Here is a 25,926-nt window from a genome sequence, read left to right as displayed (position 1 = left end):
AGGGGGCGCGGGCCCTGCCGTGCAGGGAGCGGGGGAAGGGCTACTGGCCCTTGGCCGCCTTCTTCTCCTCGGCGTCCTGGATGACCGCCTCGGCGACCTGCTGCATGGAGAGCCGGCGGTCCATCGAGGTCTTCTGGATCCAGCGGAACGCGGCCGGCTCGTTGAGGCCGTACTCGGTCTGGAGGATGGACTTGGCCCTGTCCACCAGCTTGCGGGTCTCCAGCCGCTGGGAGAGGTCGGCGACCTCCTTCTCCAGGGCCTTCAGCTCGGTGAAGCGGGAGACGGCCATCTCGATGGCGGGCACCACGTCGCTCTTGCTGAACGGCTTCACCAGGTAGGCCATCGCACCGGCGTCACGGGCCCGCTCGACCAGATCGCGCTGGGAGAAGGCGGTCAGCATCAGCACGGGTGCGATGGACTCCTCGGCGATCTTCTCGGCCGCGGAGATACCGTCGAGTACGGGCATCTTCACATCGAGGATCACCAGATCGGGGCGGTGCTCACGGGCGAGTTCGACGGCCCGCTGGCCGTCTCCGGCCTCGCCGACGACCGCGTACCCCTCCTCCTCCAGCATCTCTTTGAGATCGAGCCTGATGAGGGCCTCGTCCTCCGCGATCACCACACGGGTCGTCAGCGGAGGAATGTGCGACGTGTCCTTGTCGACATGCGACGGGTCGTCGTCGGAGGCGGGCTGGGGCGAGTCGGGGGCGCTCACGGGACTCCTCATTCCAAGGCAGGGTGCTCCCCATGAGACTACCCAGCTCCTGTATGGTTGGGGCACGAAGGGTGCCCGCCACCCTTCGTTTCCAAGGGCACCCCGGTAGCCCAGCGGTAGAGGCAGTGGTCTCAAACACCATCCAGCGTGGGTTCGAATCCCACCCGGGGTACTTTACCTGGATTTCCAAGGTCACGACGGAGGCCCCTCTTTCGAGGGGCCTCAGCGCATTCATCCGGGCAGTTCGTCCTCGCCGATGTGATGCACCCGGACCAGATTGGTGGAGCCGGCCACTCCGGGCGGGGAGCCCGCCGTGATCACCACGATGTCGCCCGGCTCGCAGCGGCCGATCCTCAGCAGCTCCTCCTCCACCTGGGCCACCATGGCGTCGGTGGACTCCACCCTCGGCCCGAGGAAGGTCTCGACGCCCCAGGTCAGATTGAGCTGGGAGCGGGTGGCCGGGTCCGGGGTGAAGGCCAGCAGCGGGATCGGCGAGCGATAGCGGGAGAGCCGCTTGACGGTGTCTCCGGACTGGGTGAAGGCCACCAGGAACTTCGCGCCCAGGAAGTCGCCCATGTCCGCCGCCGCCCTGGCCACCGCGCCGCCCTGGGTACGGGGCTTGTTCCGCTCGTTCAGCGGGGGCAGGCCCTTGGCGAGCACGTCCTCCTCCGCCGCCGTCACGATCCGGCTCATCGTGCGCACCGTCTCCACCGGGTACTTGCCCACGCTGGTCTCGCCGGAGAGCATCACCGCGTCGGTGCCGTCGATGACCGCGTTGGCCACGTCCGAGGCCTCGGCGCGGGTGGGACGGGAGTTCTCGATCATCGAGTCCAGCATCTGGGTGGCGACGATGACCGGCTTGGCGTTGCGCCGGGCGAGCTTGATCGCCCGCTTCTGGACGATCGGCACCTGCTCCAGCGGCATCTCCACACCGAGATCACCCCGGGCGACCATGATGCCGTCGAACGCGGCCACGATGTCGTCGATGTTCTCGACGGCCTGCGGCTTCTCGACCTTGGCGATGACCGGGACCCGCCGGCCCTCCTCGTCCATCACCCGGTGGACGTCCTCGATGTCCCGGCCGCTGCGGACGAAGGAGAGCGCGATGACGTCCGCGCCGATGCGCAGCGCCCAGCGGAGGTCCTGGATGTCCTTCTCCGACAGGGCGGGCACGGAGACCGCGACGCCGGGGAGGTTCAGCCCCTTGTGGTCGGAGACCATCCCGCCCTCGACGACGGTGGTACGCACCCGGGGGCCGTCGACCGAGGTCACCTCAAGGGTGACCTTGCCGTCGTCCACGAGGATGCGCTCCCCCTCGGTGACATCGCCGGCCAGACCCGGGTAGGTGGTGCCGCAGAGGCCCCGGTCGCCCTCGACGTCCTCGACGGTGATGACGAACTCGTCGCCGCGTTCAAGGAGTACGGGGCCCTCGCTGAATCGGCCGAGCCGGATCTTCGGGCCTTGAAGATCGGCCAGTACGCCGACGCTGCGACCGGTCTCGTCGGAGGCCTTGCGCACACGGTGGTAGCGCTCTTCGTGATCCGCGTACGAGCCATGGCTGAGATTGAAGCGGGCCACATCCATTCCGGCCTCGACCAATGCCTTGATCTGGTCGTACGAGTCGGTGGCTGGGCCCAGGGTACAGACGATTTTCGCTCGGCGCATGAACCGAGACTATGCCTTACCAGCCGGTAGGGAATTGGCAACGCATGACTACTCAACAACCTCTGAATGAAAGGTTGTTGACAAGTGTTGAATTGTGCGCAGGGTCGCTCCGATGAGCAATTCCCCTGCCGGGAAACCCCGTACCCCGGGCATGTCTCCGGTGTGGCTCACAGCTCCGGCGGGGTCATCGTGAAGCGCGCGGTGACCTGTGCGTGGACCGTCTGCCGCTGCGGTTCGAGATCGAGGGCGGGGGCGGACTTGACGGACTCCGTCCCCGCGTAGGCGGCCATGCGCATCGTCCCGCCCCCGGGGCCGCCGTACGGCGTCCCGTTCTCCGCGCCGAGATCCGCCAGCTCCACCAGGGCGGCCAGCCGCGCCCCCAGCGCCCCGGCGTACTCACGGGCCCGCCGCACGGCCTCCCGCACCGCCGTGCGACGGGCCTCGCCATGGGCCGGCGAGTCCGGGCGCAGCGCCCACCAGGGGCCTTCGACCGAGGTGAGTTCCAGATCGGCGAGCCGGGTGGTGAGTTCACCGAGCGCGGTGAAGTCGCCCAGCTCGGCGGTGACGCGGACACTGCCGTGGTACGCCCTCACCCGCTCGCCGCGCCCGTGCCGGGCCAGCTGGGGGCTGATGGAGAACGCTCCGGTCTCCAGCCTCTCCACCGCCTCGCCATAGGACTTGATCAGGTCCAGTACGGCCCCGTTGCGGCGGGTGAGGTCCTCCAGCGCGCCCCGCCGGTCCACGCCGCGCGCGCTGACGACGACGCCGAGCCGGGCGATCTCCGGGTCGACCTCCAGCCGGGCCTCTCCGATGACCGCCACCCGGGGCGTCTCGGGAGTGCCGTACGGCGCGGCGGGTGTTCCGTGCGGGGCTGCGGGGGCGGATGCGTCGATGGTCACGGAAGGCTCCCTCGTACGGTGTGGGCGTACGCACACTGTCGCATCCCCGCGCGGGCCAGGCGGCCTCAGGTGGTGCGGGCGAGGCGGGCGGGGGGCCGGTCGGGGAGCTCCGGGCCGACGGGGCGGTTCATGCCGAAGCTGGTGAAGGCGGTGCGGCGCGGCATCGGGTAGGGGGCCTTGCCGGTGAGCGAGTTGAGGATGGCGGCGGCGCGCCAGGCGGTGAGGCCGAGGTCGGGCGCGCCGACGCCGTGGGTGTGGGTCTCCGCGTTCTGCACATAAACGGATCCGGTCACCTCACTGTCGAGGATCAGCCGGTAGTCGCTGTCGACGCGGAGGCGGCCGGAGGAGTCGTGGCGCAGATACGGGGTGAGTCCGGCGAGCAGCGGGCCCGGCGGGCGGTCGCGGTAGCCGGTGGCGAGGACGACGGCGTCGGTGGTGAGGCAGGAGCGGGCGGACTGCTGGCGGTGCTCCAGATGGAGTTCGACCTTGGTGGTGGCGATCCGTCCCGCGGTGCGGACGGTGACACCGGGGGTGATCACGGCGTCGGGCCAGCCGCCGTGCAGGGTGTGGCGGTACAGCTCGTCGTGGATGGCGGCGATGGTGCCGGCGTCGATGCCCTTGTGGAGCTGCCACTGCCGGGGGACGAGTTCGTCGCGGGTCTGCTCGGGCAGGGCGTGGAAGTAGCGGGTGTAGTCGGGGGTGAAGTGCTCCAGGCCGAGTTTGGAGTACTCCATCGGCGCGAAGGACTCGGTCCGGGAGAGCCAGTGGATCGCCTCGGCCCCCGGGGTGCGGCGGCGGAGCAGATCGAGGAAGACCTCGGCACCCGACTGCCCGGATCCGATGACGGTGACATGTTCGCAGGCGAGCACCCGGTCGCGGTTGGCGAGGTAGTCGCTGGAGTGGAGGACCGCGACGGAGGGGGAGCTGACCAGGGGTCTGAGCGCTTCGGGGACATACGGTTCGCTGCCGACGCCGAGGACGACGTTACGGGCGTGGGCGCGGGCGGCGGTCTCCGGTTCGCCGTCGAGGCCGAGCTGGGTGAAGTCGACCTCGAACAGCTCGGTCCCGGGGTTCCAGCGCACCGTGTCGACCCGGTGGCCGAAGTGGAGGCCGGGGAGGTTGTCGCTGACCCAGCGGCAGTAGGCGTCGTACTCGGCGCGGTGGATGTGGAAGTTCTGGGCGAAGTAGAAGGGGTAGAGGCGTTCGCGGGAGCGCAGATAGCGCAGAAAGCTCCAGGGGCTGGCGGGGTCGGCGAGGGTGACCAGGTCGGCGAGGAAGGGGACCTGGAGGGTCGCTCCGTCGATCAGCAGGCCGGAGTGCCAGCTGAAGTTCCGGCGCTGCTCGAAGAAGGCGGTGGCGAGCCCTCCCGGGACGCCGTCGGCGAGCGCGGCGAGGGAGAGATTGGCCGGGCCGACGCCGATGCCGACGAGGTCGTGGGGCTGGTCGAGTTCGGTTGCGGGCATGGCGGTCATGGGGGGTGCTGCCTTCCACGAGTTCGATCAGTTGTGCCGGGGCGCTCCGGGGCGTCTTCGGCCGCGGCCGGGCGCGTCACGGCGCTGCACGGCACTGCCCTCGGGGGCGGGGAGTGCGGGGTGGGGGGCTCCTCGTTGGACGCGGGGCTCCTCCTGGGGGTGGAGGGGGCCGTGTGTGGTGTTCAACGAGTGGGGGTGCGGGTGGTATCGGGGTATTTCGCACCTTGCGTGCGGCGTCGGGTCGCGGTCGGGGCGCTGCCCCGAACCCCGCGCCTCAATCGCCGGCGGGGCTGAGATTGCCCGGACTCGCCGGCGGACCCGGCGCCTTGCACTCCCCCTGGTTTCGCCGGGGGGACCACCGGCGAGGCTGAAATCGGCCTTCTTCGCGCCGGAGAGGTGGGGGAAATGCCCGACTCCGCCGCGAGGGCGGGGCGGGGGCGGTGGGTGTGGGCACACCGCCCCCGGGGAGGGTCAGCGGGATTCGTGGATGGAGAGGGCGCGGCGGAGGTCGTCGAGCTGGTCGGCGAGGCGGCGGTGGAGGGCGGGGATCATGTCGGTGTCGTGGAGGCAGCGCTCGCCGAGGGCGAGGGTGTCGGGGTCGACCGCGGAGAGGGGGAAGGCGTGGCGGCCGGCGGCCTCGGCGATGGCGGGGCCGCGGCGGGCGGCGAGGGCGACGGCGGCGGGGAAGTAGCGGGGGACGTACTCCCGTACCAGATCGGCCTGTTCGGGCTGCCAGAAGCCCTGGGCGGTGGCGGTGAAGAGGTAGTTGGAGAGGGAGTCGTCGGTGAAGAGCAGCTCCCAGGCCGCCGCCTTGGCCGCCGGGTCGGGCAGGGCGGCGCGGCAGCGGGCGGCGCCCTCGCGGCCCGTGGCGCTGGGGTCGAGTTCCAGTTCGGCGGCGATGGCGCGCTCGTCGGTCGCGCCGAGGACGGCGAGCCGGTAGAGGATGCGCCAGCGCAGCTCGGGGTCGAGTTCGGGGCCGCCGGTGACGCTGCCGTCGGAGAGCCACTCCTGGATGGTCTCCGGCTGGGCCGCGGCGGTGATGCAGTGGCGGACGGCGATGAGGCGCAGACCGGGGTCGCTGCCGTCCTCGGTGCGGCGCAGCAGGGCGCGGCAGATCTCGCGGATCGCGCCGAGCGCGGCGGGGCGGCGGTCGGGGGTGCAGAAGCGGTCGGCGATCTGGGAGGAGGCGAAGCCCAGCACGCCCTGGACGATGGCGAGGTCGGACTCGCGGGGCAGATGGGCGGCGGCGGCCTCCAGATAGGCCGTGGGGGCGAGTTCTCCGTCGCGGACCATGTCGCGGGCGGCGTTCCAGACGACGGCGCGGGTCAGCGGGTCGGGGACGCGGGAGAGCAGGCGTACGGCGGCGTCCCAGGAGGCGGCGTCGAAGCGGACCTTGGCGTAGGCGGTGTCGTTGTCGTTGAGGACGACGAGGGCGGGGCGGCGGCCCGGGTGGGTGCCGGACTCGCCGTGGGGGACGTCGAGTTCGAAGCGGCCCCGGGGGATCAGCCGGGTGTCGTCCACCGGGTCGACGTCGTACGCGCCGACGGCGACGCGGTGCGGGCGGCTGCCGTCCTGCGTGACGGCGAGCGACCAGGAGCCGCCGGCCTCGGTGACGGTGGGCCGCAGGGTGTCCACGCCGGTGGTGCGCAGCCAGGACTCGGCCCAGGCGTGCACATCGCGGTCGGTGGCCCGGGCGAGGGAGTCGATGAAGTCGGCGAGGGTGGCGTTGCCGAACCTGTGGCGGGCGAAGTGGGTGTTGATCCCGGCGAGGAAGTCCTTCTCCCCCATCCAGGTGACCAGCTGTCGCAGCGCGGACGCGCCCTTGGCGTAGGAGATGCCGTCGAAGTTGAGCATCGCGGACGCGGTGTCGGGGACGGCGTCGGGGTCGGGGGCGACGGGGTGGGTGGAGGGCCGCTCGTCGGCGTCGTACCCCCAGCCCTTGCGGTTGACGGCGAAGTCGACCCAGGTGTCGGTGAAGCGGGTGGCCTCGGTGAGGGTCTGGAAGCCCATGTACTCGGCGAAGGACTCGTTGAGCCAGAGGTCGTCCCACCAGACCATGGTGACGAGGTCGCCGAACCACATGTGGGCCATCTCGTGGGCGATGACCATGGCGCGGGTCTGCCGCTCGGTGTCGGTGACGGCGGAGCGGTAGACGAATTCGTCGCGGAAGGTGACCAGGCCGGGGTTCTCCATCGCGCCCGCGTTGAACTCGGGTACGAACGCCTGGTCGTACGAGTCGAAGGGGTACGGTTCGTCGAACTTCTCGTGGTACCGGTCGTAGCACTGGCGGGTGATCTCGAAGAGTTCCTCGGCGTCCGCGTCGAGGTGCTCGGCGAGCGAGCGGCGGCAGTGCAGGCCGAAGGGGAGCCCGGCGTGCTCGGTGCGCACCGAGTGCCAGGGGCCTGCCGCGACGGCCACGAGGTAGGTGGCGAGCGGCTGGGTCGGGGCGCAGGTCCAGGTGCCGTCGCCGTCGTGGGCGGCGATGCCGTTGCCCAGGACGGTCCAGCCCTGGGGGGCCTTCACGGTCACCTCGAAGACGGCCTTGAGGTCGGGCTGGTCGAAGGCGGCGAAGACGCGCTGGACGTCGTCCAGGAAGAGCTGGGTGTAGAGGTAGGTCTCACCGTCGGCGGGGTCGGTGAAGCGGTGCATGCCCTCGCCGGTGCGCGAGTAGCGCATGTCCGCGGTGACGCTCAGCCGGTGCTCGCCCGCGCTCAGGGAGGGCAGCGGGAAGCGGTTCCCGTCGAGCAGGGCGGGGTCGAGGGGCTGTCCGTCGAGCGTGATGGAGCGCAGTACGGCCGGCTTGAGCTCGACGAAGGTGTCCCCGTCCGCGCGGGCGGTGAAGTGTATGACGGTGTGGGAGCCGAAGACCTCTTCCCCGGTCGCGGACGCTTCGGGAGGAGCCTCGGCCCCCGTGGTCAGATCGAGGTCGATCATGTACCGGTGGACGTCGAGAAGCTGGGCTCGGTTCTGCGCTTCGTCGCGCGTGAGTACGGACATGAGGGCCATGCTGCCTGATGAGAGCCGCCGAGCACACGGGGTATCGGTTCCGCTCTGAGCGCACGGGAGCCCGGGGGCACGAGCGGGGGCTCAGCCGCCGTGGCGCGGATCGGGGGCGTCGGGGTTGGCCGCGATCGTCTCGTGGTGGCGGATGACCTCGGCGATGATGAAGTTGAGCAGTTTCTCGGCGAACGCGGGGTCGAGCTTCGCGCTCTCGGCGAGCTGGCGCAGCCGCTCGATCTGGCGGGCCTCGCGCTCCGGGTCGGCGGGCGGCAGCTGGTGCTGTGCCTTGAGCAGGCCGACCTGCTGGGTGCACTTGAAACGCTCGGCGAGCATATGGACGACGGCGGCGTCGATGTTGTCGATGCTCCCCCGCAGCCGGTCCAGCTCGGCGCGGATGTCTGTGTCGAAGTCCCTGGTGGTCATGGATGCCGAGCTTACGTGGAACGGGTGGATATCGTCGGCGGACGGTCAGAGTCCGGGTACGCCGCCGGGGGACTCCGGGGTCCGGGGAGGCCGGGGCCCGGCCGGGGATCGGATCTCGCGGGCCTCGAAGGCGTCGAGGACGAATTCGGCGGTGCCGGAAGTGCCGGTCTTGCGCAGGCCCACCCAGGTATCGCCGTCGTCGGGGGCGGTGAACTCGTACTGCCGGAGGGCAGGCGAGGTCGCCTCGGGGAGAGGGTCGCGGATCAGCTCGCGGTCGGCGGCGCCGGTGCTGGTGCCGGTGACCCAGGCGTACTGTCCGGCCTGCTCGTTCTCGTGGCGGAAGGAGACGCGGTAGCGGCGGCCGGGGACGAAGCGGACCGTGTGGGGGACGGTGCGGTAGACGAGGCCCTGGTTCTCGCCGCGGGATTTGAGGGACTCGGCGCCGTCGAGGACGTCGTCGATCGCCTTGCCGTTCCAGCCGCGCTGGGTGAAGGGGGCGTGGCGCTGGGCGATGTGGGTGCGCGGGTCGGTGGCACCGCCCGCGTCGCCCTTGACGAAGACGCCCCAGCCCTGGGGGACGTTCTCGAAGTCCTCACGGGCGAGGAGGCCGGGTTCGCGGGCGGGGCGCTTCGCGGGGACGACGCGCGGGTTGTCGAAGCGGATCCGGGCCTCGCCGGCCTCGGCGCGCAGGGCGAGGGTGACCGGGCCGCCGCCTTCGGGGACGGTGAAGTGGGTGAACATGCGCTGGAAGCGGGTGCCGTGTTTGCGGTCGGCGGCGACGAAGTTGCCGGCGGTGGAGACGTCGGTCCAGTTCACGGCGGTCACCCCGTCGGCCGTGCGGATCTCCAGGCTCGCCCGGCGGCGTTCGCCCGCGCGCTCGCCGATCTCGACCTGGACGGAGGCCGCGTACTCGCCGGGCGGGAGCCGGTCCAGCCGCTGGCCCACGGAGGCCGCCGCGCCCGCCGCGATCACCAGTTCGTAGTCGCCGAGGGCGCTGCGGCGTACGGAGGCGGGGCCGCGGGTCCGCCAGCCGTCGAGGGTGCCGGAGTGGAAGCCGGGGTCGTGCAGGGGCGTCGCCTCGCCCCAGCCGGGGTCGCCGAGCGCGTCGGCGCGGGTGCGGTGGACGACGTACGGCTGGTCGGGCCGGGCGTCGACGGTGATCCGGCCGGCCCGGACGGCGAGTTCGCGCTCGTACACCCGGCCCTGGTCGGTGAGGCGGTACAGCACCACTTCCGACGCGCCGGACCAGCCGCGCGGCAGGTGCCAGGTGCTGCTGCCGCCGCCGGGGTTGTAGTGGTAGAGCCGGTCGGGGTCCTGGGCCCGGCGCGGCTCCCAGGGGAGGAGGTAGACGCCTCCGCCGTAGACCGTCCGGCCGTCGGTCTCGATCCGGCGGACTCCCCCGGTGTCGGAGACGGAGACGGCTCCCGGGCCGAAGAAAGTGATCTCGTGCTCGGTCCAGCGCTTGATCGGATACGCCTGGAGGTATTTGGCGGGCAGGGAGTCGGTCCAGATCAGCCGGTAGAAGACGGTCCAGTCGGTCTTGCCGACCCAGCCCTCGTAGTTCCCGGTGCGGGGGATGCCGAGCAGGGTCGGCCAGCGGTCGGCGAAGACGTCCTTCTGGTGGTTGCGGATGAAGCGGACGAGCCGGGAGTTGACGCCGCGCGCGGTGTCGGGGCCGTAGTCGGTCTCGGTGGCCCAGTGCGCCCAGAGCGAGGAGCGCTCCAGGCCGTGGCCCCACTCGGTGGTGATCCGCCAGCCCTGCTCGCGCAGGGCGCGCTGGAGCCGGTCCGAGGTCCAGCCCGACTCGCGGAAGACGTCGATGTAGAGCGTGTTCAGCGCGGGGTCGGTCTCGGCGCGCAGCGCGGCGAAGCGGCGGACGATGTCGCCGCTGACCAGATCGCGGCGCTGGTCGATGCGGTAGGACTGATCCAGCCAGTCCCACTGCTGGTTCGTCTTGTCGACCAGGGTCTCGGAGAAGGCGCGGGCGACCGGGTAGGACTCGGTGGCGTTCACATGGACGCCGAAGTCGCTGCCCCACCGGCGGCCCCGGCGGAGCAGGGTGTTGAGGTCGTCGAGGCCGCCCGCCCGCTTGTTGTGGTTGCCCGCGTAGTCGGGGTGCGCCGAGTCGTGGCCCTCGGACTGGTAGCCCTTGAGCAGGGTGTACTGCCGCAGTCCGTCCGTCGCCAGCGAGATCCTTTTGACCTGGTCGAGAGTGGCGAGAAAGGGGTTGGTGGCCTGGGAGGCGAAGTTGAAGGGGATGTGCGGGACGACCCTCAGATGCTGTTCCTCCGCGCCCAGCGGGCTGACCATGATGTCGCGGAAGGCGATGGCCGCGTCCTGCCAGTCCACGACGCCGTCGCCGTTGCGGTCGCGGGTGATGACGACGGTGGCGTACGGGAGGGGCTCGACCGCGCCGACGGGCGAGGTCGCCGCGCGGTGGGTCCACTGGCCGGGGGCGAGACTGACGGATAGCTCTCCGTCCCGGACGGTCGTCCGCCGCTGGAGCCGGCCGTTCTCCCAGGTGGTGCCCGCCGCGCCGGTGGGTTTGTCGTAGCAGGTGTTGGTCTCGATCGCGCCGCCGAGGAGGTCGTGGGAGAGGACGGCGTAGGCGCAGCCGATCGGCCCGGATTCGGCCGGGGGGAGGTTCGTGCCGGTGTCGGCGAGGACGATCGTGGTGTCGCCGTCGCCCGCCTTGTCGAGCTGGATCCGGGCGGCGCGCAGGGCCGCGCCGGGCTGGGCGGCGCGTACGGAGAGCAGTGCCAGGCCGGGGATCTCCAGGGTGCCGACGCGCAGCGCGTCGGTGTCGGCGATGCGGGTGACCCGCCAGTGGACCCGCCATCCCTCGACGCGGATCTCCACGTCGATCTCGGTGGGGCCGAGGGCGAGGGTGTACGCGGCCCGGTCGCGGCGGGCGCGGGCGGTGATCCGGCCCGGGGTGCGGGCGACGGAGTCGACGAGCAGGGAGGTGACCGGGGCGGTCCGGCCGTACAGCCTGGCCCCGGTGGACCGGTCGGTGTACGAGACGACGCTCGGGAAGCCTCGGTCGACCAGGACTTCCAGCTGTGGCGAGCGCAGCGTGATCAGGCCGGTCCCGGCGGGGACGGCGGAGGCGGCGGAGGCGGAGGCGGGCGCGCCGACGGCGGCCGAGGCGGTGGCCAGGGCGGTGGCCGCCACCACGGTCCTGCGGCGGGGACCGGCATCGCTCGCGTGCACGCTCGTCCTCCTCGGTGTGACGGGATTCCCGTACGGGCCGGTCCGCGCCGGGAGAGGGTGCGCGCCCGGGGGACGGAAGGCGGGGCAGGTGCGGGACTGACGCGTCCGGTACCTGCCCCGCCGGTGGTGCGAAGGGGTTACGGGGAGGGGTTCCCCGAGGGGTTACAGGGTGGCGGCGGCGGCGCGGATGTCCGCCGCGAAGTGGGAGACCTCGGCGTAGACGCCGGGGTAGTTGGGCCGTGCGCAGCCCTGGCCCCAGCTCACGATGCCGACCTGGATCCACTCGTTGTTGTTGTCGCGGCGGAACATCGGGCCGCCGGAGTCACCCTGGCAGGTGTCGACGCCGCCCTGGGTGTAGCCGGCGCAGATCTCCTCCTCGTCGACGAGGCCCGGGTAGGACTGGCCGCAGGAGGCGTCCGAGACGAACGGGACCTGGGCCTTGAGCAGGTAGCGCTGCTGCGCGCCGCCCTCGCGGGCCGAGCCCCAGCCGGCGACGGTGAAGGTGCCGCTGTCGTAGGCGTTGGTGTCGGCGATGTTCAGGGTGGCCCGGTTGATCGGCGAGGCGAGCTTGATCAGCGCCCAGTCCTTGCCGGTGCCGTTGTAGCCGGGGGCCTGGAGGACCTTGGTGGACTTGACCTTGATCGCGCTGGTGCTCTGGAGGTCCACGACACCGGCGGTGGCGGTGATGCTGGTGTTGTTGCCGGAGCCGTTCACGCAGTGCGCGGCGGTCAGGACTATCTGCTGGGTGAGCAGCGAGCCGCCACAGCCCATGGAGAGCCGGACCATGAAGGGGAACTCTCCCTGGGCGGCCCGGGTTCCGCCGACGACGGGCGGGGCCGCGCCGGCGGCGGCCGTGGCGACGGGCTGGAGAGTGGCGGCGGCCGCGAGCATGACGGCTCCGACGACTGCGGTTCGCTTGAGCGCACTGAGAAGCTTCAACGGCCTGCCCTTCATGGGGGGTTGAGGTGGGCCGCCCGGGTCGGGCCATGGCAGGGCGGGGGTAGCCGTCTGACATGAGCCCGACAAGGCGATGATCGGGATTATGGGGAGTGCGCCCGGCGCGCCACAAGGAGCAGATTTCGGCCACCGTGCGCGGGGGATGGCTACGCTTGCGGGGAACCGGCCGGGGTACGGGGGGACGGGGGTGGGTACGGGCATGGGGGCGCGGGACAGCGAGGTCGTGCACGGCTATCCGCATCTCGAAACGGTGCGGGCGGCGATCACCGCCCTCTACCGGCGGCTCTCGCCGGACGGGGTGCTGTCGTACGCGCCCAGCGTGCTCCCCGCCGACGTGGCCTTCGGCGACGACGAGGATCTGCACCTCGGCGCGCAGTCCGTGGCCCGTTCCCTGGTGCGGCATCTGCGGCTGCCGGACGCCCGGATGATCGTGAGCTTCCGGGAGATGGACCACGCGGCGAGCGTGGAGCTGACGGCGGGGCCGGAGTACTTCATCGAGCTGAACGACCGCTTCCGCGTCCATCGCCGGGACATCGGCGCGGCGCTGGCCCATGAGATCACCCATGTGCTGCTGCACCGGCTCGACCTCTCCTTCCCCGGCACCCGGGACAACGAGATCCTCACCGACACCGTGACGGCCTATCTCGGGGCGGGCTGGCTGCTTCTGGACGCCTTCCGGGAGGACCGGCTGACCAGCCAGAAGCTCGGGTATCTCACCCCCGAGGAGTTCGGCTACGTACTGGCCGGGCGGGCGCTCGCGTTCGGCGAGGACCCCTCGCCCTGGTTCACCAGCCCGCAGGCGTACACCGCGTACACCAGGGGCCGCGCCCTGGCGCTGCGGGACGCCCGCCGGCCGCCGCTGACGACGGCGGGGTGGGCGGCCCGCCACCGCTACGCCAGGGATCTGCGGCGGGCGGCCGAACGCGGGGCGGCCGTCGTGTCCGGGGAGGCGGGTTACACCGTGGAGCCGGGGCCGGACGGGCCCCGGGTCTCCTTCGCCTGCCCCACCTGCCACCAGCGCATCCGGGCGCCGGCCCGGGGACGGGTGAGGGCGCGGTGCGGGCTGTGCCGGACGATTCTCGAATGCGGCGACTGAGCCCGCTTCCCTACGCTCCTCGCATGAGCACCGGGGTGGAGAGATTGTTCGAGGCCGTGCACGAGGGCGACGAGGACGCCGTCGTAAGGCTGTTGCGGTCCGGGGTCCCGGCCGGGACGGCGGACGAGGACGGCGAGACCGCCCTGTACCGGGCGGCCACAGACAACCGGACCGGAATCGTCCGGCTGTTGCTGGCGGCGGGGGCGGATCCCGACCGGGCGAGCGGGGACACGGAGGAGGACGGGGACGGGGACGGGGACGGCGGCGGCGATCTGCCGCTGTGCGGGGCGGCCGTCTGGGACCACGAGGAGACCGTACGGGCGCTGCTCGCGGCGGGGGCGCGGCCCGATCTCCGGGAGGCGCACGGCTTGACCGCGCTGGTCTGGGCGGTGACCCGGGGGAACGGGCGGACGGTCCGCGCCCTGCTGGAGTTCGGCGCGGACCCGGAGCTGCCCGACGGGCACGGGGTGCCGCCGCTGGTGCTGGCGGCCCGCCGGGGCTCGTGGCCCGTCGTACGGGCGCTGCTGGACCGGGGGGTGGGCGAGACGGACCGGCGGGCGGCGCTGGCGGAGGCCCACGAGTGGCTGATTCGCGATGTCGAGGGGGAGTTGCGCGCCGGGCTGGTGGAGGCGTACGGGGAGGGGCACGAACTGGTCGCGCGGCGGGTGGCGGAGGACGGCGGGACGACCGTCGTGGTCGAACTGCTGCGGGACGGGGTGCCGGGCGCGGGGGCGGACCGGCAGACCGGGCACGCGGCGATCGCGACCGCCCTGGAGGTCTCGCTGGGCATCAGGACGCCCCGCGCCGAGCTGGCCGCGCGGGCGCTGCGCGACGGGGAGCGGGGGAACGACAACTGGCGGGAGCCGGTGCTGGCCCTGGGCGGGCGGGGCGACGAGGAGACCCGCGCGGCGGCGGCGGAGTGGGCGGCGGGCGAGGATCCGGCGCTGCGGGCGTTCGGGGCGGACGTGCTGGAGCGGCTGGGCGCGCACGCGGCCGGAACCGTGTCCGCACCCGTCGCCCCCGGCGGCACGCGCACGCCCCCGGAGGCGGGTCAGCGGACGCCGTAGACGGGAGGGGGCGGCGCGGCGCCGGCCAGGAGGCGGCGGGCGGCCTCGCCCGCGCCGGCGGGGGTCCAGCGGGCCGGGTTCCGGGCGGTGGGGCCCGGACGCCAGCCCTCCATGACGGTGATCCGGCCGGCCTCGGCCTCGAAGACCCGGCCGGTCACCCCCGTACTGGCGGCGGAGCCGAGCCACACGACCAGCGGGGAGACGTCCTCGGGCGGCGCGGTCAGCGCGGTGAACACCTCCTCGGTCATCCGGGTCCTGGCCGCCGGGGCGATCGCGTTGACCTGGACGCCGTAGCGGGCCAGTTCGGCCGAGGCGACGAGGGTGAGGGCGACGATCCCGGCCTTGGCCGCCGCGTAGTTGCCCTGGCCGACACTGCCCAGGAGGCCCGCGCCCGAGGTGGTGTTGACCACCCGGGCGGCCACCGGGCGGCCCGCCCTGGACTCGGCGCGCCAGTGGGCGGCGGCGTGCCGGAGCGGCAGGAAGTGGCCGGTGAGATGGACGCGGAGCACCGCGTCCCAGTCCTCGTCGGCGAGGTTGACGAGCATCCGGTCGCGCAGGAAGCCCGCGTTGTTGACGAGGGTGTCGAGCCGGCCGTAGCTCTCCAGGGCCGTGGCGATCAGCGAGGACGCGCCGTGCTCCGTCGCGATGTCGCCGTCGTGGGCCACCGCCCGGCCGCCCGCCGCCTCGATCTCGGCGGCCACCGAGCGCGCCGGGCCGCCCGAGGCCCCGGATCCGTCCCGGGCGGCCCCCAGGTCGTTGACGACGACCGCGGCCCCCTCGGCGGCGAACGCCAGGGCGTGGGCGCGGCCCAGCCCCCGGCCGGCCCCGGTCACCGCCACCACCCGGCCCGCGCAGATGCCCGTCCTGCCCGTCATCCCGGCTCTCCCCTCATGTCACCTTCACCTCTTTGTCGACATGTCGCGGCGTCGAGGAAGGCGGGGCGCTCCCCGCCGCCGTGCAGATGCAGCGCGGCCCCGCTCACATAGCCCGCCCGCGCCGAGGCGAGGAAGACCGCCGCCTCGCCCGCCTCGGCGGGCTCCGCGAGCCGCCCCAGCGGCACCGTGCGGCCGACGGCCGCGACGCCGTCCTCGTCCCCGTAGTGCAGCCGGGCGAGTTCGGTGCGGACCATCCCGAGGACCAGGGTGTTGACGCGTATCTCCGGGGCCCACTCCACGGCCATCGAGCGGGCCAGGGACTCCAGCCCGGCCTTGGCCGCGCCGTACGCCGCCGAGCCCGGCGAGGCCCGGCCGCCGCTGACGCTGCCGACCATCACGATCGAGCCGCGCGCCGCCCGCAGATGGGGGCGGGCGGCGAGCGAGGCGGCCAGCGGGGCGGTGAGGTTGAGTTCGAGGACCCGGGCGTGCTGGGCCGCCGTGCCGTCGGCGAGCAGTCGGGGCGGGGTGCCGCCCGCGTTGTTGACGAGGGTGTCGAGCCGGCCGTGCCGCTCGGCGACCGCGTCGAAGAAGGGGCCGAGGGCGGCCGGGTCGCGCAGATCCAGCGGGAGGAACTCGGCCCCGGAGAGGGGCGCTTCGGGCGGTCTGCGGGCGCAGATCACCACCGTCGCGCCCGCGCGCAGAAAGGCCCGCGCGATGCCCGCGCCGACTCCGCGCGTACCGCCGGTGACGACGGCGACCCTCCCGTACAGCTCCATCGGCTGCTACCTTCCCCACCTAACAAACGTTTGGTGGAAAGGTAGCTGATCCTGTCATGGGTGTCTCCACCGCGAACCCCGCCGACGGCGTCCGCGTCATCACGGCCGACTACCCGCCCGTCAACGCCCTTCCCGTGCGCGGCTGGCACGCCCTCGCGGACGCGGTCCGCTCGGCGGGCCGCGACCCGGGCATCCGCTGCGTCGTGCTGGCCGCCGCCGGCCGGGGCTTCAACGCGGGCGTGGACCTGAAGGAGATCCGGCGCGACCCGGGCCAGGGCGCGCTGCTCGGGGCCAACCGGGGCTGTTTCGAGGCGTTCGCCGCCGTGTACGAGTGCGAGGTGCCGGTCGTCGCCGCCGTCCAGGGCTTCTGTCTCGGCGGCGGCGTCGGGCTCGTCGGCAACGCGGACGCGATCGTCGCCGCCGACGACGCCGTCTTCGGACTGCCGGAGCTGGACCGGGGCGCGCTCGGCGCGGGCACCCATCTGGCCCGGCTGGTCCCCCAGCATCTGATGCGCGCCCTGTACTACACCTCGCGCACCGCGACCGCCGCCGAACTCCACCGGCACGGCTCGGTCTGGCGGGTGGTGCCGCCCGGCGAACTCGCGGACGCGGCCCTGGAACTGGCGACGGAGATCGCCCGCAAGGACGGCACCCTGATCCGGCTGGCCAAGGCGGCCCTCAACGGCATCGACCCGGCGGACGTCCGCCGCGACTACCGCTACGAGCAGGGCTTCACCTTCGAGGCCGCCCTCGACGGGACCGCCGCACGGGTCCGCGACACCTTCGGGAAGGGGACTCCGGCATGAGCGACAAGACCATGACGCCCGAGCGGGCCGTGGGAGAGCTGCGCAGCGGGATGACGATCGGGATCGGCGGCTGGGGCTCGCGCCGCAAGCCGATGGCCCTGGTGCGGGCGCTGCTCAGGACCGACATCACCGATCTGACCGTGATCTCCTGCGGCGGCCCCGACATCGGCCACCTCGCCGCCGCCGGCCGGATCCGCCGGCTGATCGCCCCCTTCGTCACCCTCGACTCCGTGCCCCTGGAACCGCACTACCGCGCCGCCCGCGAGCGCGGCGGCCTCGCCCTGACCGAGATCGACGAGGCCATGTTCCTGTGGGGGCTGCGCGCCGCCGCCAACCGGCTGCCGTTCCTGCCGGTACGGGCCGGTCTCGGCTCGGACGTCATGCGGGTCGCCCCGGAGCTGCGCACGGTCGTCTCGCCGTACGAGGACGGCGAGGAGTTCGTCGCCGTGCCCGCCCTGCGGATGGACGCGGCGCTGGTCCATCTCGACCGGGCCGACCGGCGGGGCAACGGCCAGTACCTCGGCCCCGACCCCTACTTCGACGATCTGTTCTGCGCGGCGGCGGAGCGCGCGTACCTCTCCTGCGAGCGGCTGGTGGACGGCTTCGCGGGCGCGGTGCCGCAGACCCTGCTGATCGGGCGGCACTCGGTCACCGGCGTGGTGGAGACCCCGCACGGCGCGCACTTCACCTCCTGCGCCCCCGGCCACGGCCGGGACGAGGCGTTCCAGCGGATGTACGCGACCACCCCGTGGGACGCCTTCGCCGAGAGGTTCCTCCGGGGCGACGAGAAGACGTACCAGGCCGCCGTCGAGAGCTGGCACCAGGAGCGGATCCGATGACCGGAGACGAGAACAACCGGAACAGGGGCCGGAACAGGGGCGGGAGCGCCGTGTCGCGCGCCGAGCACTGCGTCGTCGCCTGCGCGGAGGCCTGGCGCGGCGCAGGGGAGGTGCTGGCGAGCCCGATCGGTCTGATCCCGTCCCTCGGGGCCCGGCTCGCCCGGCTGACCTTCTCCCCCGATCTCCTTCTGACCGACGGCGAGGCCCTGCTGACCGGGGAGGACGGCTCGGTGGAGGGCTGGCTGCCGTACCGCCGGCATCTGGAGCTGGCCGGCGGCGGACGGCGGCACGTGATGATGGGCGCGAGCCAGCTCGACCGGCACGGCAACCAGAACATCTCCCGCATCGGCGGCGGGGAGCCCCCCGGGCGCCAGCTGCTCGGGGTGCGGGGCGCGCCCGTCAACACCCTCAACCACCCGGTGAGCTACTGGGTCCCCCGGCACTCGCCCCGGGTCTTCGTGGCGCGGGTCGACATGGTCTGCGGGGTGGGGTACGACCGGGCGGCGGCGGCCGGGCCGAGCGCGAGCCGCTACCACCGGATCCCGCGCGTAGTCTCCGACCTGGGGGTCTTCGACTTCGAGACGCCCGACCGCTCGATGCGGCTGGCCTCCCTGCACCCGGGGGTCACCCTGGAGCGGGTCCGGGCCGCGACCGGCTTCGCGCTGACCGTCCCCGAGCCCCTCCCGTACACCCGCGACCCCGGCCCCGGGGAGCTGCGGCTGATCCGCGAGGTCCTCGACCCGAAGGGGCTGCGGGACCGGGAGATCGGGCCGGTGGCGCGATGAGGACGGCGCTCACCGAGCTGACCGGGGTACGGCATCCGGTCGTCCAGACCGGGATGGGATGGGTGGCCGGGCCCCGGCTGGTCTCCGCCGCCGCCCGCGCGGGCGCGCTCGGGATCCTGGCCTCGGCGACGATGACCGCCGAGGAGCTGCGGCGGGCCGTGCGCGAGGTGCGGTCCCGCACCGGCGGGCTGCCCTTCGGCGTCAATCTGCGCGCGGACGCGACGGACGCCCGCGAGCGGGTGCGGATCGTCATCGACGAGGGGGTGCGGGTGGCGTCCTTCGCGCTCGCCCCCTCCCGCGAGCTGATCGCCGAACTCAAGGACGCGGGCGTGGTGGTGATCCCCTCCGTCGGCGCGCGCCGGCACGCGGAGAAAGTGGTCGCCTGGGGCGCCGACGCGGTGATCGTGCAGGGCGGGGAGGGCGGCGGGCACACCGGCGAGGTGGCCACGACCGTACTGCTGCCGCAGGTGGTGGACGCCGTCTCCGTCCCGGTCGTCGCGGCCGGCGGCTTCCGCGACGGGCGGGGGCTGGTGGCGGCGCTGGCGCTGGGCGCGGCGGGGATCGCGATGGGCACCCGGTTCCTGCTCACCTCCGACTCCCCGGTGCCGGACGCGGTCAAGGCCCGCTATCTGGCGGCGACGGTGGCGGATGTGACGGTGACCCGGGCCGTGGACGGGCTGCCGCACCGGATGCTCCGTACCGAACTGGTCCGCTCCCTGGAGAGCCGGGGCCGCGCGCGGACGCTGGTACGGGCGGTGCGTCACGCCGCCGCCTTCCGGGAGCTGTCGGGGCTCTCGTGGGCGTCGATGGTCCGCGAGGGACTGGCGACACGGCACGGCAGGGAGCTGACCTGGGCGCAGACGCTGCTCGCCGCGAACGCGCCGATGCTGCTGCGCGCCTCGATGGTGCAGGGGCGCGCCGATCTGGGGGTGATGGCCTCGGGGCAGGTGGCGGGGGTGATCGAGGATCTGCCGAGCTGTGCCGAGCTGCTGGGGCGGATCATGGCGGAGGCTGCGGAGACGGTACGGGCGCTGCCGTGTCCCCCGGACAGGTGTAACGGGGTCGGTTGACCACCACGAACACAGCTCCGGCACGGGGTGCCGGGACGGGGCCCGGCGGGCCGCCCGCGCGGGCGGCCCGTGGACACGGCCGCAGGGCCGGGGCCTGCCCGGCTGAGGTTCCGGCGTTCTTATCTGCTTGTCTCGGCCCCGTCCGCCGGGGGCCGGGCCCCCCGCCCCGGCGCGGCCCTCCCCCCGCGCGAGGGGTCCGTGGGCGTTCGCGGGGCCCGGCAAAATGCCGCGCATGGAAGCCATCGCTGACACCGCCGTCATCACGCCCCGCCGTCTGTGGGCCCTGTTCGAACCGATCCACGCCGTCACCTATTTCTCCCCCGAGGCCGTCACCGGGTTCGAGGAGGCCGGGCTGCGCGGCTTCTGGCGCGGCTATTTCGCCGGGCGGTCCGCGCCGCTCGGGGTGTCGGCCCCGGAGCCGGTCACGGCCGCGTTCTGCTCGTTCGCCCCCTCGATGGTGGCCCAGGCGCTGCCCTCGGTCTGGGAGACCGTCAGCCCCGAGCGGGCGCTGGAGGTACGCCGGGCGGGGGCCCGGGCGGCGCTCACCCGGCTGCTCGCGGGCCAGGAGAAGGAGGTTGAGCGGGCGGCGGAGCTGCTCGCCGGGGCCGCCGTCGCGCCGGACTGCACCGGGCGTCCGCTGACCGCCGCCAATGTCGCGCTGCCGTGGCCCGAGGACTCGCTGGACCGGCTCTGGCACGCCGCCACGATCCTGCGCGAGCACCGGGGCGACGGCCATGTGGCGGCGCAGGTCGCGGCGGATCTGGACGGCTGCGAGATCCTCACACTGCGGGTCGGGATCGACCTGCCGCGCAGTGAGCTCCAGCCCTACCGGGGCTGGACGGATCCCGAGTGGGACGCGGCGGCCCGGCGGCTGGTGGAGCGGGGGCTGCTGGCCCCGGACGGGCGGGCGACGGAGGAGGGCCGGCGGACCCTCGCGGAGATCGAGGAGGCCACGGACCGCGCGGCGGCCCGCCCCTGGGCCGGGGTCAACCTCGGGGAACTCACCGGGTCCCTGGGCCCCCTGGCGGAGACCGTCGCGCGGACGCTCCGTTTCCCGAACCCGATCGGGCTGCCCGCCGGCGAGGGCGTGTGAGGCGCTGAACCGACCGTGCGGGGGCGGCGGGCGGCGGCCCCGGGGGCTCAGAGCCGTTCGATCACGGTGACGTTCGCCTGGCCGCCGCCCTCGCACATGGTCTGGAGGCCGAACCGGCCCCCGGTGCGCTCCAGTTCGTGCAGGAGCGTGGTCATGAGGCGGGTGCCGGTCGCGCCCAGCGGGTGGCCCAGCGCGATCGCCCCGCCGTTGACGTTGACCTTCTCCGGGTCCGCGCCGGTCTCCTTCAGCCAGGCCAGCACCACGGGGGCGAAGGCCTCGTTGACCTCGATCAGATCCATGTCGTGGATGGACATGCCGGTCTTCCGCAGGGCGTGCGCCGTCGCCGGGATCGGGGCGGAGAGCATCCGGATGGGGTCCTCGCCCCGGACCGAGAGATGGTGGACGCGGGCGCGGGGGGTGAGTCCGTGCTCCCGTACGGCGCGTTCGCTCGCGATCAGCAGCGCGGCGGCCCCGTCGGAGAGCTGGGACGAGCAGGCGGCCGTGATCGTGCCGCCCTCGACGACCGGCCGGAGCCCGGCCATCTTCGCCGCGCCGGTGTCGCGGCGCGGTCCCTCGTCGGCGGTGCAGGGGCCGTACGCGACCGTCTCGCGGTCGAAGCGGCCCTCGTCGAGGGCGCGGAGGGCCCGCCGGTGGGAGCGGAGGGCGAACTCCTCCTGGTCCTCCCGGGTGATGCCCCATTCCGTGGCGATCAGCTCCGCGCCGTGGAACTGGTCGACGGGCCGGTCGCCGTAGCGGGCCCGCCAGCCCGCGCTGCCCGCGAAGGGGCCCTCGGTCAGCCCCAGCGGCTCGGCCGCCCGCCGGGAGGCGAAGGCGATCGGGATCGTGGACATGCTCTGGACGCCGCCCGCGACGACCAGGTCCTGGGTGCCGGAGAGCACGGCCTGCGCGGCGAAGTGCACCGCCTGCTGCGACGATCCGCACTGCCGGTCGACGGTCACCCCGGGCACCTCCTCGGGGAGCCCGGCCGCCAGCCACGCGGTCCGGGCGATGTCGCCGGCCTGGGGGCCCACCGTGTCGAGACAGCCGAGGACGACGTCGTCGACGGCGGCGGGGTCCACCCCCGAGCGGCGGACCAGCTCGGCGAGCACATGCGCGCCGAGATCGGCGGGGTGGACGGCGGCGAGAGCGCCGCCGCGCCGGCCGACCGGGGTGCGTACCGCGTCCAGGATGTAGGCCTCGCCCATGGGGACTCCTCGGTGGGTGACTACCGTACGGCGATCCCGTCCAGCACCATCGACAGATACTGACGGGCGATCTCCTCGGGGCCGTGCCGGCCGCCCGGCCGGTACCAGGACGCGGCGACCCACACCGTGTCGCGGACGAACCGGTAGGTCAGCCGTACGTCCAGATCGGCGCGGAACACCCGCTCGGCGACCCCGCGCTCCAGCGTTCCGAGCCAGACGTGCTCGAATCTGCGCTGCGACTCGGCGAGATAGCGGAAGCGGGGCAGCTCGGCCAGACGCCGGTTCTCGCGCTGGTAGATGGCGACCGCGGCGCGGTGCCGGTCGATCTCCCGGAAGGACTCGGTGACCAGGGCCTCGATGGTCTCCCGGGGGCCGAGGGCGGCGGCGAGGACGGTGTCGTACCCCTGCCACAGCTCGTCCAGGAAGGTCGCGAGGATCTCGTCCAGCATCGATTCCTTGGAGTCGAAGTGGTAGTAGAGACTGCCGGCGAGCAGGCCCGCCTCGTCCGCGATCCGGCGCACGGTGGTGGCGTCGTAGCCCTGGGCGGCGAACACCTCGGCCGCGACGGCGAGGAGTTCGCGGCGGCGCTCGGGAGAGGGGGCGCTCGCCTGGGTCTTCTTCGTGTTCGGCACGGGCCCATTCTCCTCTCCGCTCAGGCTCGCCGACCGCTGATCAGGCGTGCTGGCCGCTGACGGAGAGCACCTCGCCGGTGAGGTACGAGGAGTAGCCGCTCGCCAGGAAGACGATGGCGTTGGCGATCTCCCAGGGCTCGGCGGGCCGGCCGAAGGCCTCCTTGGCGGCGAGTTCGTCGAGGAGTGCGGCGGAGGCGACCTTCTCCAGATGGGGGTGGCGGGCGAGGCTGGGGGCGACCGCGTTGATCCGTACGCCGTACCCGGCGGCCTCGATCGCGGCGCACCGGGTGAGGGCCATGACCCCGGCCTTGGCGGCGGCGTAGTGGGCCTGGCCCGCCTGGGCGCGCCAGCCGAGCACGGAGGAGTTGTTGACGATCACTCCGGGCCGGCCGGCGGCCCGGAAGGAGCGCAGTGCGGCGCGGACGCAGCGGAAGGTGCCGTTCAGGGTGACGTCGAGGACCCGGTCCCACTGGGCGTCGGTCATCTCGACCAGGGGCGCGGTGCCGCCGAGCCCCGCGTTGTTGACGACGATGTCGAGTCCGCCGTGCTCCTCGGCGGTCCGCCGGAAGAGCGCCCCGACCTGGGTCTCGTCGGTGACGTCGCAGAGGTGGGCGGCGACCGCGCGATCGCCGAACTCCCCGGCGAGGGCGGCCCGGGTCTCGGCCAGCCTGCGCGGATGGGCGTCGCTGACGACGATCCGCGCGCCCTCCTGAAGGAATCTGCGGGCGGTCGCGCCGCCGATGCCCGTGCCGGCGGCGGCGGTGATCACGGCGGTGCGGCCCGCGAGGAGGCCGTGCCCGGGGACGTACGGGGGCGGCTCTGCCGTTCCCGTACCGCCGGGCTCCTCGCGCGTCCTCGCACTGTCGTCGGCCACCTTCGCACGTTAACCTACCAAACACTTGTTAGGGAAGGATGTGTGTACGCATGGATCTGCGCCACTCCCCCGAGGACGAGGAATTCCGGGCCGAGGCCCGGGAGTGGCTCGCGGCCCGGGTGCCCCGGACGCCGCTGCCGTCGCTGGAGACCCGGGAGGGCTTCGCGGCGCACCGCGCGTGGGAGGCGGAGCTGGCGGCCGGCCGCTGGTCGGCGGTCTCCTGGCCCGAGCGGTACGGGGGGCGGGGCGCGGATCTGGTGCGGTGGCTGCTCTTCGAGGAGGAGTACCACGCGGCGGGCGCGCCCGGCCGGGTCTCGCAGAACGGGATCTGCCTGCTCGCGCCCACGCTCTTCGACCACGGCACCGAGGAGCAGCGGGCCCGGGTGCTGCCGCCGATGGCGAGTGGCGAGGAGATCTGGGCTCAGGCGTGGTCGGAGCCGGAGGCCGGGTCGGACCTCGCGGCGCTGCGGTCTCGGGCGGTGCGGACGGCCGGGGGCTGGCTGCTGACGGGCCACAAGACCTGGTCCTCACGGGCCGCCTTCGCCGACCGCGCCTTCGGGATCTTCCGTACGGACCCGGGGGCGGCCCGGCCGCACCAGGGGCTGAGCGCTCTGATGTTCGGCCTGGCGGCCGAGGGGGTGACGGTCCGTCCGATCGGGCGGCTCGACGGGAGGCCCGCGTTCGCCGAACTCACCCTCGACCGGGTCTTCGTGCCGGACGAGGATCTGATCGGGGAGGAGGGGCAGGGCTGGCGGATCGCGATGTCGGCGACCGGCAACGAGCGGGGGCTGACCCTTAGGTCGCCCGGGAGGTTCCTGGCGGCGGCGGACCGGCTCGTACGGCGGTGGCGGGCCTCGGCGGGGGCGGCGGACGCCCCGCCGGGCGAGCGGGCGGCGGACGGCGCGCTGGCCGCGCGGGTGGCGGACGCGGTGATCGGGGCGCGCGCGTATCAGCTGTTCGCCTCGGCGGGGGCGGCCCGGTTCGCGCGGGGCGAGGCGATCGGGGCGGAGTCCAGCATGAACAAGGTCTTCTGGTCGGAGCTGGATCTCGCGATCCATGAGACGGCGCTCGATCTGCTGGGCGAGGAGGGCGGCTTCGCCGGCTCCCCGTGGACCGAGGGGCATCTCTTCGCCCTGGCCGGGCCCATCTACGCCGGGACCAATGAGATCCAGCGGGACATCGTCGCCGAGCGGCTGCTCGGACTGCCGAAGGGACGCCGCTGATGCGTTTCGCGCTGACGGACGAGCAGCGGGCCTTCGGGCGTTCGCTGGACGCCTCGCTGTCGTCGGCGGGGGTCCCGTCGGCCGCCGCCGCCTGGGCGGCGGGCGACCACGGCCCCGGCCTGGGGCTGTTCCGGCGGCTGGCGGACGCGGGGGTGTTCGCGCTGGCCGTGCCGGAGGCGGCCGGCGGGCTCGGCCGGCTGCCGGTGGAGCTGGCGGTGGCCTGTGTCGAGCTGGGCCGCCACGCCGTGCCCGGGCCGCTGGTGGAGACGGTGGCGGCGGGGGTGCTGCTGGGCCGTCTCGCCGGGCACGGTATGCCCGGGGCGGTGACCGGGGCGCTGTCCGGGGTGCTCGCCGGGGAGCCCGCGACGCTGGTGCTGCCGGGCGGCGGGGTGTACGCGCTGGACCCGGACGCGGCGCGGACGGTGCTGACGGTCTCGTACGACGGCCCGGGGCGGGCGGCCGTGCTGCGCGCGGCCCCCGGGCACGGGCCGCTCAGGACCGCCACCGATCCGGCCAGACGGTCGGCGGTCCCGGCCGCCGGGGGCACGGTGCTCGCCGGGGGCGGGCCGGTCGCCGGGGCCGCCGCCCTGGCCGGGGCGTACGCCCGGCTGCTCACCGCCGCGCAGTGTCTGGGCCTGGGGCTGGCGCTGCTGGGGCGGACGGTGGCGCATGTGCGGGAGCGCCGTCAGTTCGGCGTCCCGATCGGGTCCTTCCAGGCGGTCAAGCACCGTCTCGCCGATACGCACATCGCCCTGGAGTTCGCCCGTCCGCTCGTCTTCGGCGCGGCGCTCACCCTCACCCCCGTGGACATCGCCGCCGCGAAGACCGCCGCCGGGGAGGCCGCGTACGCCGCCGCCCTGACCGCCCTCCAGCTGCACGGCGCGATCGGCTACACCGACGAGCTGGACCTCTCCCGTCTCCTCCGCAAGGCCCGCCCGCTGCGCGACGCCTGGGGCACGCCCGCCCGCTGCCGCGCCGAGCTGCTGGCGGCCCTCGCGCCCCTGGCCGCGGACGGCTGACCCGGCCGGGACTCAGTCGCGGTCACGGTCACGAGCGGCCCGCCGGGACGCCAGGGGCGGATCACCAGCCGGTCCCCCTCGGGGATCCGTCCTCGCGGAGCGTGGCGAGCACATGGTGGCGGTTACCGCTCGAAGTCCGCCCATGAAGTCGAAGTCTCCGTCATCCGGGGATCCCATCGCGCAATCCCGACATCTTCTGTCAGGTTTGGCATCCCGTGAACG

Annotated in this window: 22 protein-coding genes and 1 tRNA gene; 10 read left to right on the top strand and 13 right to left on the bottom strand. The window is 73.7% G+C overall.

Features of this window, described 5'->3' with window-relative positions:
• Positions 1-40: 40 nt before the first annotated feature.
• Complete coding sequence (locus ABD371_RS11265) at positions 41-715, bottom strand: ANTAR domain-containing response regulator (protein ID WP_190124692.1); 675 nt, start codon at positions 713-715, stop codon at positions 41-43.
• Between the two features lie 99 nt (positions 716-814).
• On the opposite strand from ABD371_RS11265, the gene ABD371_RS11260 reads away from it, so the two are divergent.
• Positions 815-887, top strand: a tRNA-Leu gene (locus tag ABD371_RS11260).
• 59 nt (positions 888-946) lie between these two features.
• Here ABD371_RS11260 and pyk read toward each other — a convergent pair.
• The 7 genes from pyk to ABD371_RS11225 all read right to left on the bottom strand — a co-directional run bounded on the left by pyk (position 947) and on the right by ABD371_RS11225 (position 12,341).
• Positions 947-2,380, bottom strand: coding sequence for a pyruvate kinase (gene pyk, locus ABD371_RS11255; RefSeq protein ID WP_344475451.1), 1,434 nt, complete (start codon positions 2,378-2,380; stop codon positions 947-949).
• Positions 2,381-2,547: 167 nt separating this feature from the next.
• Positions 2,548-3,279 (bottom strand): SIMPL domain-containing protein, encoded by a 732-nt coding sequence (locus ABD371_RS11250; protein WP_344475449.1) that lies wholly within the window; start codon positions 3,277-3,279, stop codon positions 2,548-2,550.
• Positions 3,280-3,344: 65 nt separating this feature from the next.
• A complete protein-coding gene (locus ABD371_RS11245) occupies positions 3,345-4,751 on the bottom strand; it encodes a lysine N(6)-hydroxylase/L-ornithine N(5)-oxygenase family protein (protein WP_344475447.1) in 1,407 nt (468 codons plus the stop codon).
• A gap of 471 nt (positions 4,752-5,222) precedes the next feature.
• Positions 5,223-7,748, bottom strand: a complete 2,526-nt coding sequence (gene pepN / locus ABD371_RS11240; RefSeq protein WP_344475445.1) for an aminopeptidase N — start codon at positions 7,746-7,748, stop codon at positions 5,223-5,225.
• A gap of 90 nt (positions 7,749-7,838) precedes the next feature.
• Positions 7,839-8,174 carry a chorismate mutase gene (locus ABD371_RS11235; protein WP_190126053.1) on the bottom strand — a complete coding sequence of 112 codons (336 nt, stop codon included), beginning with the start codon at positions 8,172-8,174 and terminating at the stop codon, positions 7,839-7,841.
• A 45-nt stretch (positions 8,175-8,219) separates the two neighbouring features.
• Complete coding sequence (locus ABD371_RS11230) at positions 8,220-11,387, bottom strand: endo-alpha-N-acetylgalactosaminidase family protein (protein WP_344475443.1); 3,168 nt, start codon at positions 11,385-11,387, stop codon at positions 8,220-8,222.
• A 162-nt stretch (positions 11,388-11,549) separates the two neighbouring features.
• On the bottom strand, positions 11,550-12,341 hold the full coding sequence (locus tag ABD371_RS11225) for a serine protease (RefSeq protein ID WP_344475441.1): 792 nt from the start codon (positions 12,339-12,341) through the stop codon (positions 11,550-11,552).
• A gap of 202 nt (positions 12,342-12,543) precedes the next feature.
• Between ABD371_RS11225 and ABD371_RS11220 the strand changes: the two genes are divergently transcribed.
• Both ABD371_RS11220 and ABD371_RS11215 read left to right on the top strand, forming a co-directional pair.
• Positions 12,544-13,440, top strand: a complete 897-nt coding sequence (locus tag ABD371_RS11220; protein ID WP_344475765.1) for a hypothetical protein — start codon at positions 12,544-12,546, stop codon at positions 13,438-13,440.
• A gap of 23 nt (positions 13,441-13,463) precedes the next feature.
• Entirely contained in the window at positions 13,464-14,507 is a 1,044-nt protein-coding gene (locus ABD371_RS11215) for an ankyrin repeat domain-containing protein (RefSeq protein WP_344475439.1), read from the top strand.
• On the opposite strand, the gene ABD371_RS11210 is transcribed toward ABD371_RS11215, so the two are convergent.
• On the bottom strand, positions 14,492-15,382 hold the full coding sequence (locus ABD371_RS11210; protein ID WP_344475437.1) for an SDR family oxidoreductase: 891 nt from the start codon (positions 15,380-15,382) through the stop codon (positions 14,492-14,494). The two genes, ABD371_RS11215 and ABD371_RS11210, sit on opposite strands and share 16 nt — an antisense overlap.
• Entirely contained in the window at positions 15,379-16,158 is a 780-nt protein-coding gene (locus ABD371_RS11205) for an SDR family oxidoreductase (RefSeq protein ID WP_344475435.1), read from the bottom strand. Before ABD371_RS11205 ends, ABD371_RS11210 begins: the two co-directional genes overlap by 4 nt.
• Positions 16,159-16,214: 56 nt before the next feature.
• Between ABD371_RS11205 and ABD371_RS11200 the strand changes: the two genes are divergently transcribed.
• The 5 genes from ABD371_RS11200 to ABD371_RS11180 all read left to right on the top strand — a co-directional run bounded on the left by ABD371_RS11200 (position 16,215) and on the right by ABD371_RS11180 (position 20,751).
• Positions 16,215-16,964, top strand: coding sequence for an enoyl-CoA hydratase family protein (locus ABD371_RS11200; RefSeq protein ID WP_344475433.1), 750 nt, complete (start codon positions 16,215-16,217; stop codon positions 16,962-16,964).
• Positions 16,961-17,803 (top strand): CoA transferase subunit A, encoded by an 843-nt coding sequence (locus tag ABD371_RS11195; RefSeq protein ID WP_344475431.1) that lies wholly within the window; start codon positions 16,961-16,963, stop codon positions 17,801-17,803. Before ABD371_RS11200 ends, ABD371_RS11195 begins: the two co-directional genes overlap by 4 nt.
• On the top strand, positions 17,800-18,588 hold the full coding sequence (locus tag ABD371_RS11190) for a CoA-transferase subunit beta (protein WP_344475429.1): 789 nt from the start codon (positions 17,800-17,802) through the stop codon (positions 18,586-18,588). The genes ABD371_RS11195 and ABD371_RS11190 overlap by 4 nt, the downstream gene beginning before the upstream one ends.
• Positions 18,585-19,658, top strand: a complete 1,074-nt coding sequence (locus ABD371_RS11185) for an NAD(P)H-dependent flavin oxidoreductase (RefSeq protein ID WP_344475427.1) — start codon at positions 18,585-18,587, stop codon at positions 19,656-19,658. Before ABD371_RS11190 ends, ABD371_RS11185 begins: the two co-directional genes overlap by 4 nt.
• A 223-nt stretch (positions 19,659-19,881) precedes the next feature.
• A complete protein-coding gene (locus ABD371_RS11180) occupies positions 19,882-20,751 on the top strand; it encodes an SCO6745 family protein (protein ID WP_381733506.1) in 870 nt (289 codons plus the stop codon).
• Between the two features lie 47 nt (positions 20,752-20,798).
• On the opposite strand, the gene ABD371_RS11175 is transcribed toward ABD371_RS11180, so the two are convergent.
• The 3 genes from ABD371_RS11175 to ABD371_RS11165 are packed head-to-tail and all read right to left on the bottom strand — an operon-like array spanning position 20,799 to position 23,462.
• Positions 20,799-21,956, bottom strand: coding sequence for an acetyl-CoA C-acetyltransferase (locus tag ABD371_RS11175; RefSeq protein WP_344475423.1), 1,158 nt, complete (start codon positions 21,954-21,956; stop codon positions 20,799-20,801).
• A gap of 20 nt (positions 21,957-21,976) precedes the next feature.
• Complete coding sequence (locus ABD371_RS11170) at positions 21,977-22,588, bottom strand: TetR/AcrR family transcriptional regulator (RefSeq protein ID WP_344475421.1); 612 nt, start codon at positions 22,586-22,588, stop codon at positions 21,977-21,979.
• 40 nt (positions 22,589-22,628) lie between these two features.
• Entirely contained in the window at positions 22,629-23,462 is an 834-nt protein-coding gene (locus ABD371_RS11165; protein ID WP_344475419.1) for an SDR family oxidoreductase, read from the bottom strand.
• A 50-nt stretch (positions 23,463-23,512) separates the two neighbouring features.
• Between ABD371_RS11165 and ABD371_RS11160 the strand changes: the two genes are divergently transcribed.
• Complete coding sequence (locus tag ABD371_RS11160; RefSeq protein WP_344475417.1) at positions 23,513-24,685, top strand: acyl-CoA dehydrogenase family protein; 1,173 nt, start codon at positions 23,513-23,515, stop codon at positions 24,683-24,685.
• Positions 24,685-25,704 carry an acyl-CoA dehydrogenase family protein gene (locus ABD371_RS11155; RefSeq protein ID WP_344475414.1) on the top strand — a complete coding sequence of 340 codons (1,020 nt, stop codon included), beginning with the start codon at positions 24,685-24,687 and terminating at the stop codon, positions 25,702-25,704. The genes ABD371_RS11160 and ABD371_RS11155 overlap by 1 nt, the downstream gene beginning before the upstream one ends.
• Positions 25,705-25,926 lie beyond the last annotated feature (222 nt).

It is taken from the genome of Streptomyces amakusaensis, assembly GCF_039532665.1.
In the GTDB taxonomy this organism is placed as follows: domain Bacteria; phylum Actinomycetota; class Actinomycetes; order Streptomycetales; family Streptomycetaceae; genus Streptomyces; species Streptomyces amakusaensis.
Note: the sequence above shows the minus strand (reverse complement) of the source record. Positions and strands in the feature narration are given on the sequence as shown.

Excerpts from the sequence above, each read along its gene's own strand:
- pyk (WP_344475451.1), bottom strand. The coding sequence starts at position 2,380 with ATGCGCCGAGCGAAAATCGTCTGTACCCTGGGCCCAGCCACCGACTCG.
- ABD371_RS11245 (WP_344475447.1), bottom strand. The coding sequence starts at position 4,751 with ATGACCGCCATGCCCGCAACCGAACTCGACCAGCCCCACGACCTCGTC.
- pepN (WP_344475445.1), bottom strand. The coding sequence starts at position 7,748 with ATGTCCGTACTCACGCGCGACGAAGCGCAGAACCGAGCCCAGCTTCTC.
- ABD371_RS11235 (WP_190126053.1), bottom strand. The coding sequence starts at position 8,174 with ATGACCACCAGGGACTTCGACACAGACATCCGCGCCGAGCTGGACCGG.
- ABD371_RS11225 (WP_344475441.1), bottom strand. The coding sequence starts at position 12,341 with ATGAAGGGCAGGCCGTTGAAGCTTCTCAGTGCGCTCAAGCGAACCGCA.
- ABD371_RS11220 (WP_344475765.1), top strand. The coding sequence starts at position 12,544 with ATGGGGGCGCGGGACAGCGAGGTCGTGCACGGCTATCCGCATCTCGAA.
- ABD371_RS11215 (WP_344475439.1), top strand. The coding sequence starts at position 13,464 with ATGAGCACCGGGGTGGAGAGATTGTTCGAGGCCGTGCACGAGGGCGAC.
- ABD371_RS11210 (WP_344475437.1), bottom strand. The coding sequence starts at position 15,382 with ATGACGGGCAGGACGGGCATCTGCGCGGGCCGGGTGGTGGCGGTGACC.
- ABD371_RS11205 (WP_344475435.1), bottom strand. The coding sequence starts at position 16,158 with ATGGAGCTGTACGGGAGGGTCGCCGTCGTCACCGGCGGTACGCGCGGA.
- ABD371_RS11200 (WP_344475433.1), top strand. The coding sequence starts at position 16,215 with ATGGGTGTCTCCACCGCGAACCCCGCCGACGGCGTCCGCGTCATCACG.
- ABD371_RS11195 (WP_344475431.1), top strand. The coding sequence starts at position 16,961 with ATGAGCGACAAGACCATGACGCCCGAGCGGGCCGTGGGAGAGCTGCGC.
- ABD371_RS11190 (WP_344475429.1), top strand. The coding sequence starts at position 17,800 with ATGACCGGAGACGAGAACAACCGGAACAGGGGCCGGAACAGGGGCGGG.
- ABD371_RS11185 (WP_344475427.1), top strand. The coding sequence starts at position 18,585 with ATGAGGACGGCGCTCACCGAGCTGACCGGGGTACGGCATCCGGTCGTC.
- ABD371_RS11180 (WP_381733506.1), top strand. The coding sequence starts at position 19,882 with ATGCCGCGCATGGAAGCCATCGCTGACACCGCCGTCATCACGCCCCGC.
- ABD371_RS11175 (WP_344475423.1), bottom strand. The coding sequence starts at position 21,956 with ATGGGCGAGGCCTACATCCTGGACGCGGTACGCACCCCGGTCGGCCGG.
- ABD371_RS11160 (WP_344475417.1), top strand. The coding sequence starts at position 23,513 with ATGGATCTGCGCCACTCCCCCGAGGACGAGGAATTCCGGGCCGAGGCC.
- ABD371_RS11155 (WP_344475414.1), top strand. The coding sequence starts at position 24,685 with ATGCGTTTCGCGCTGACGGACGAGCAGCGGGCCTTCGGGCGTTCGCTG.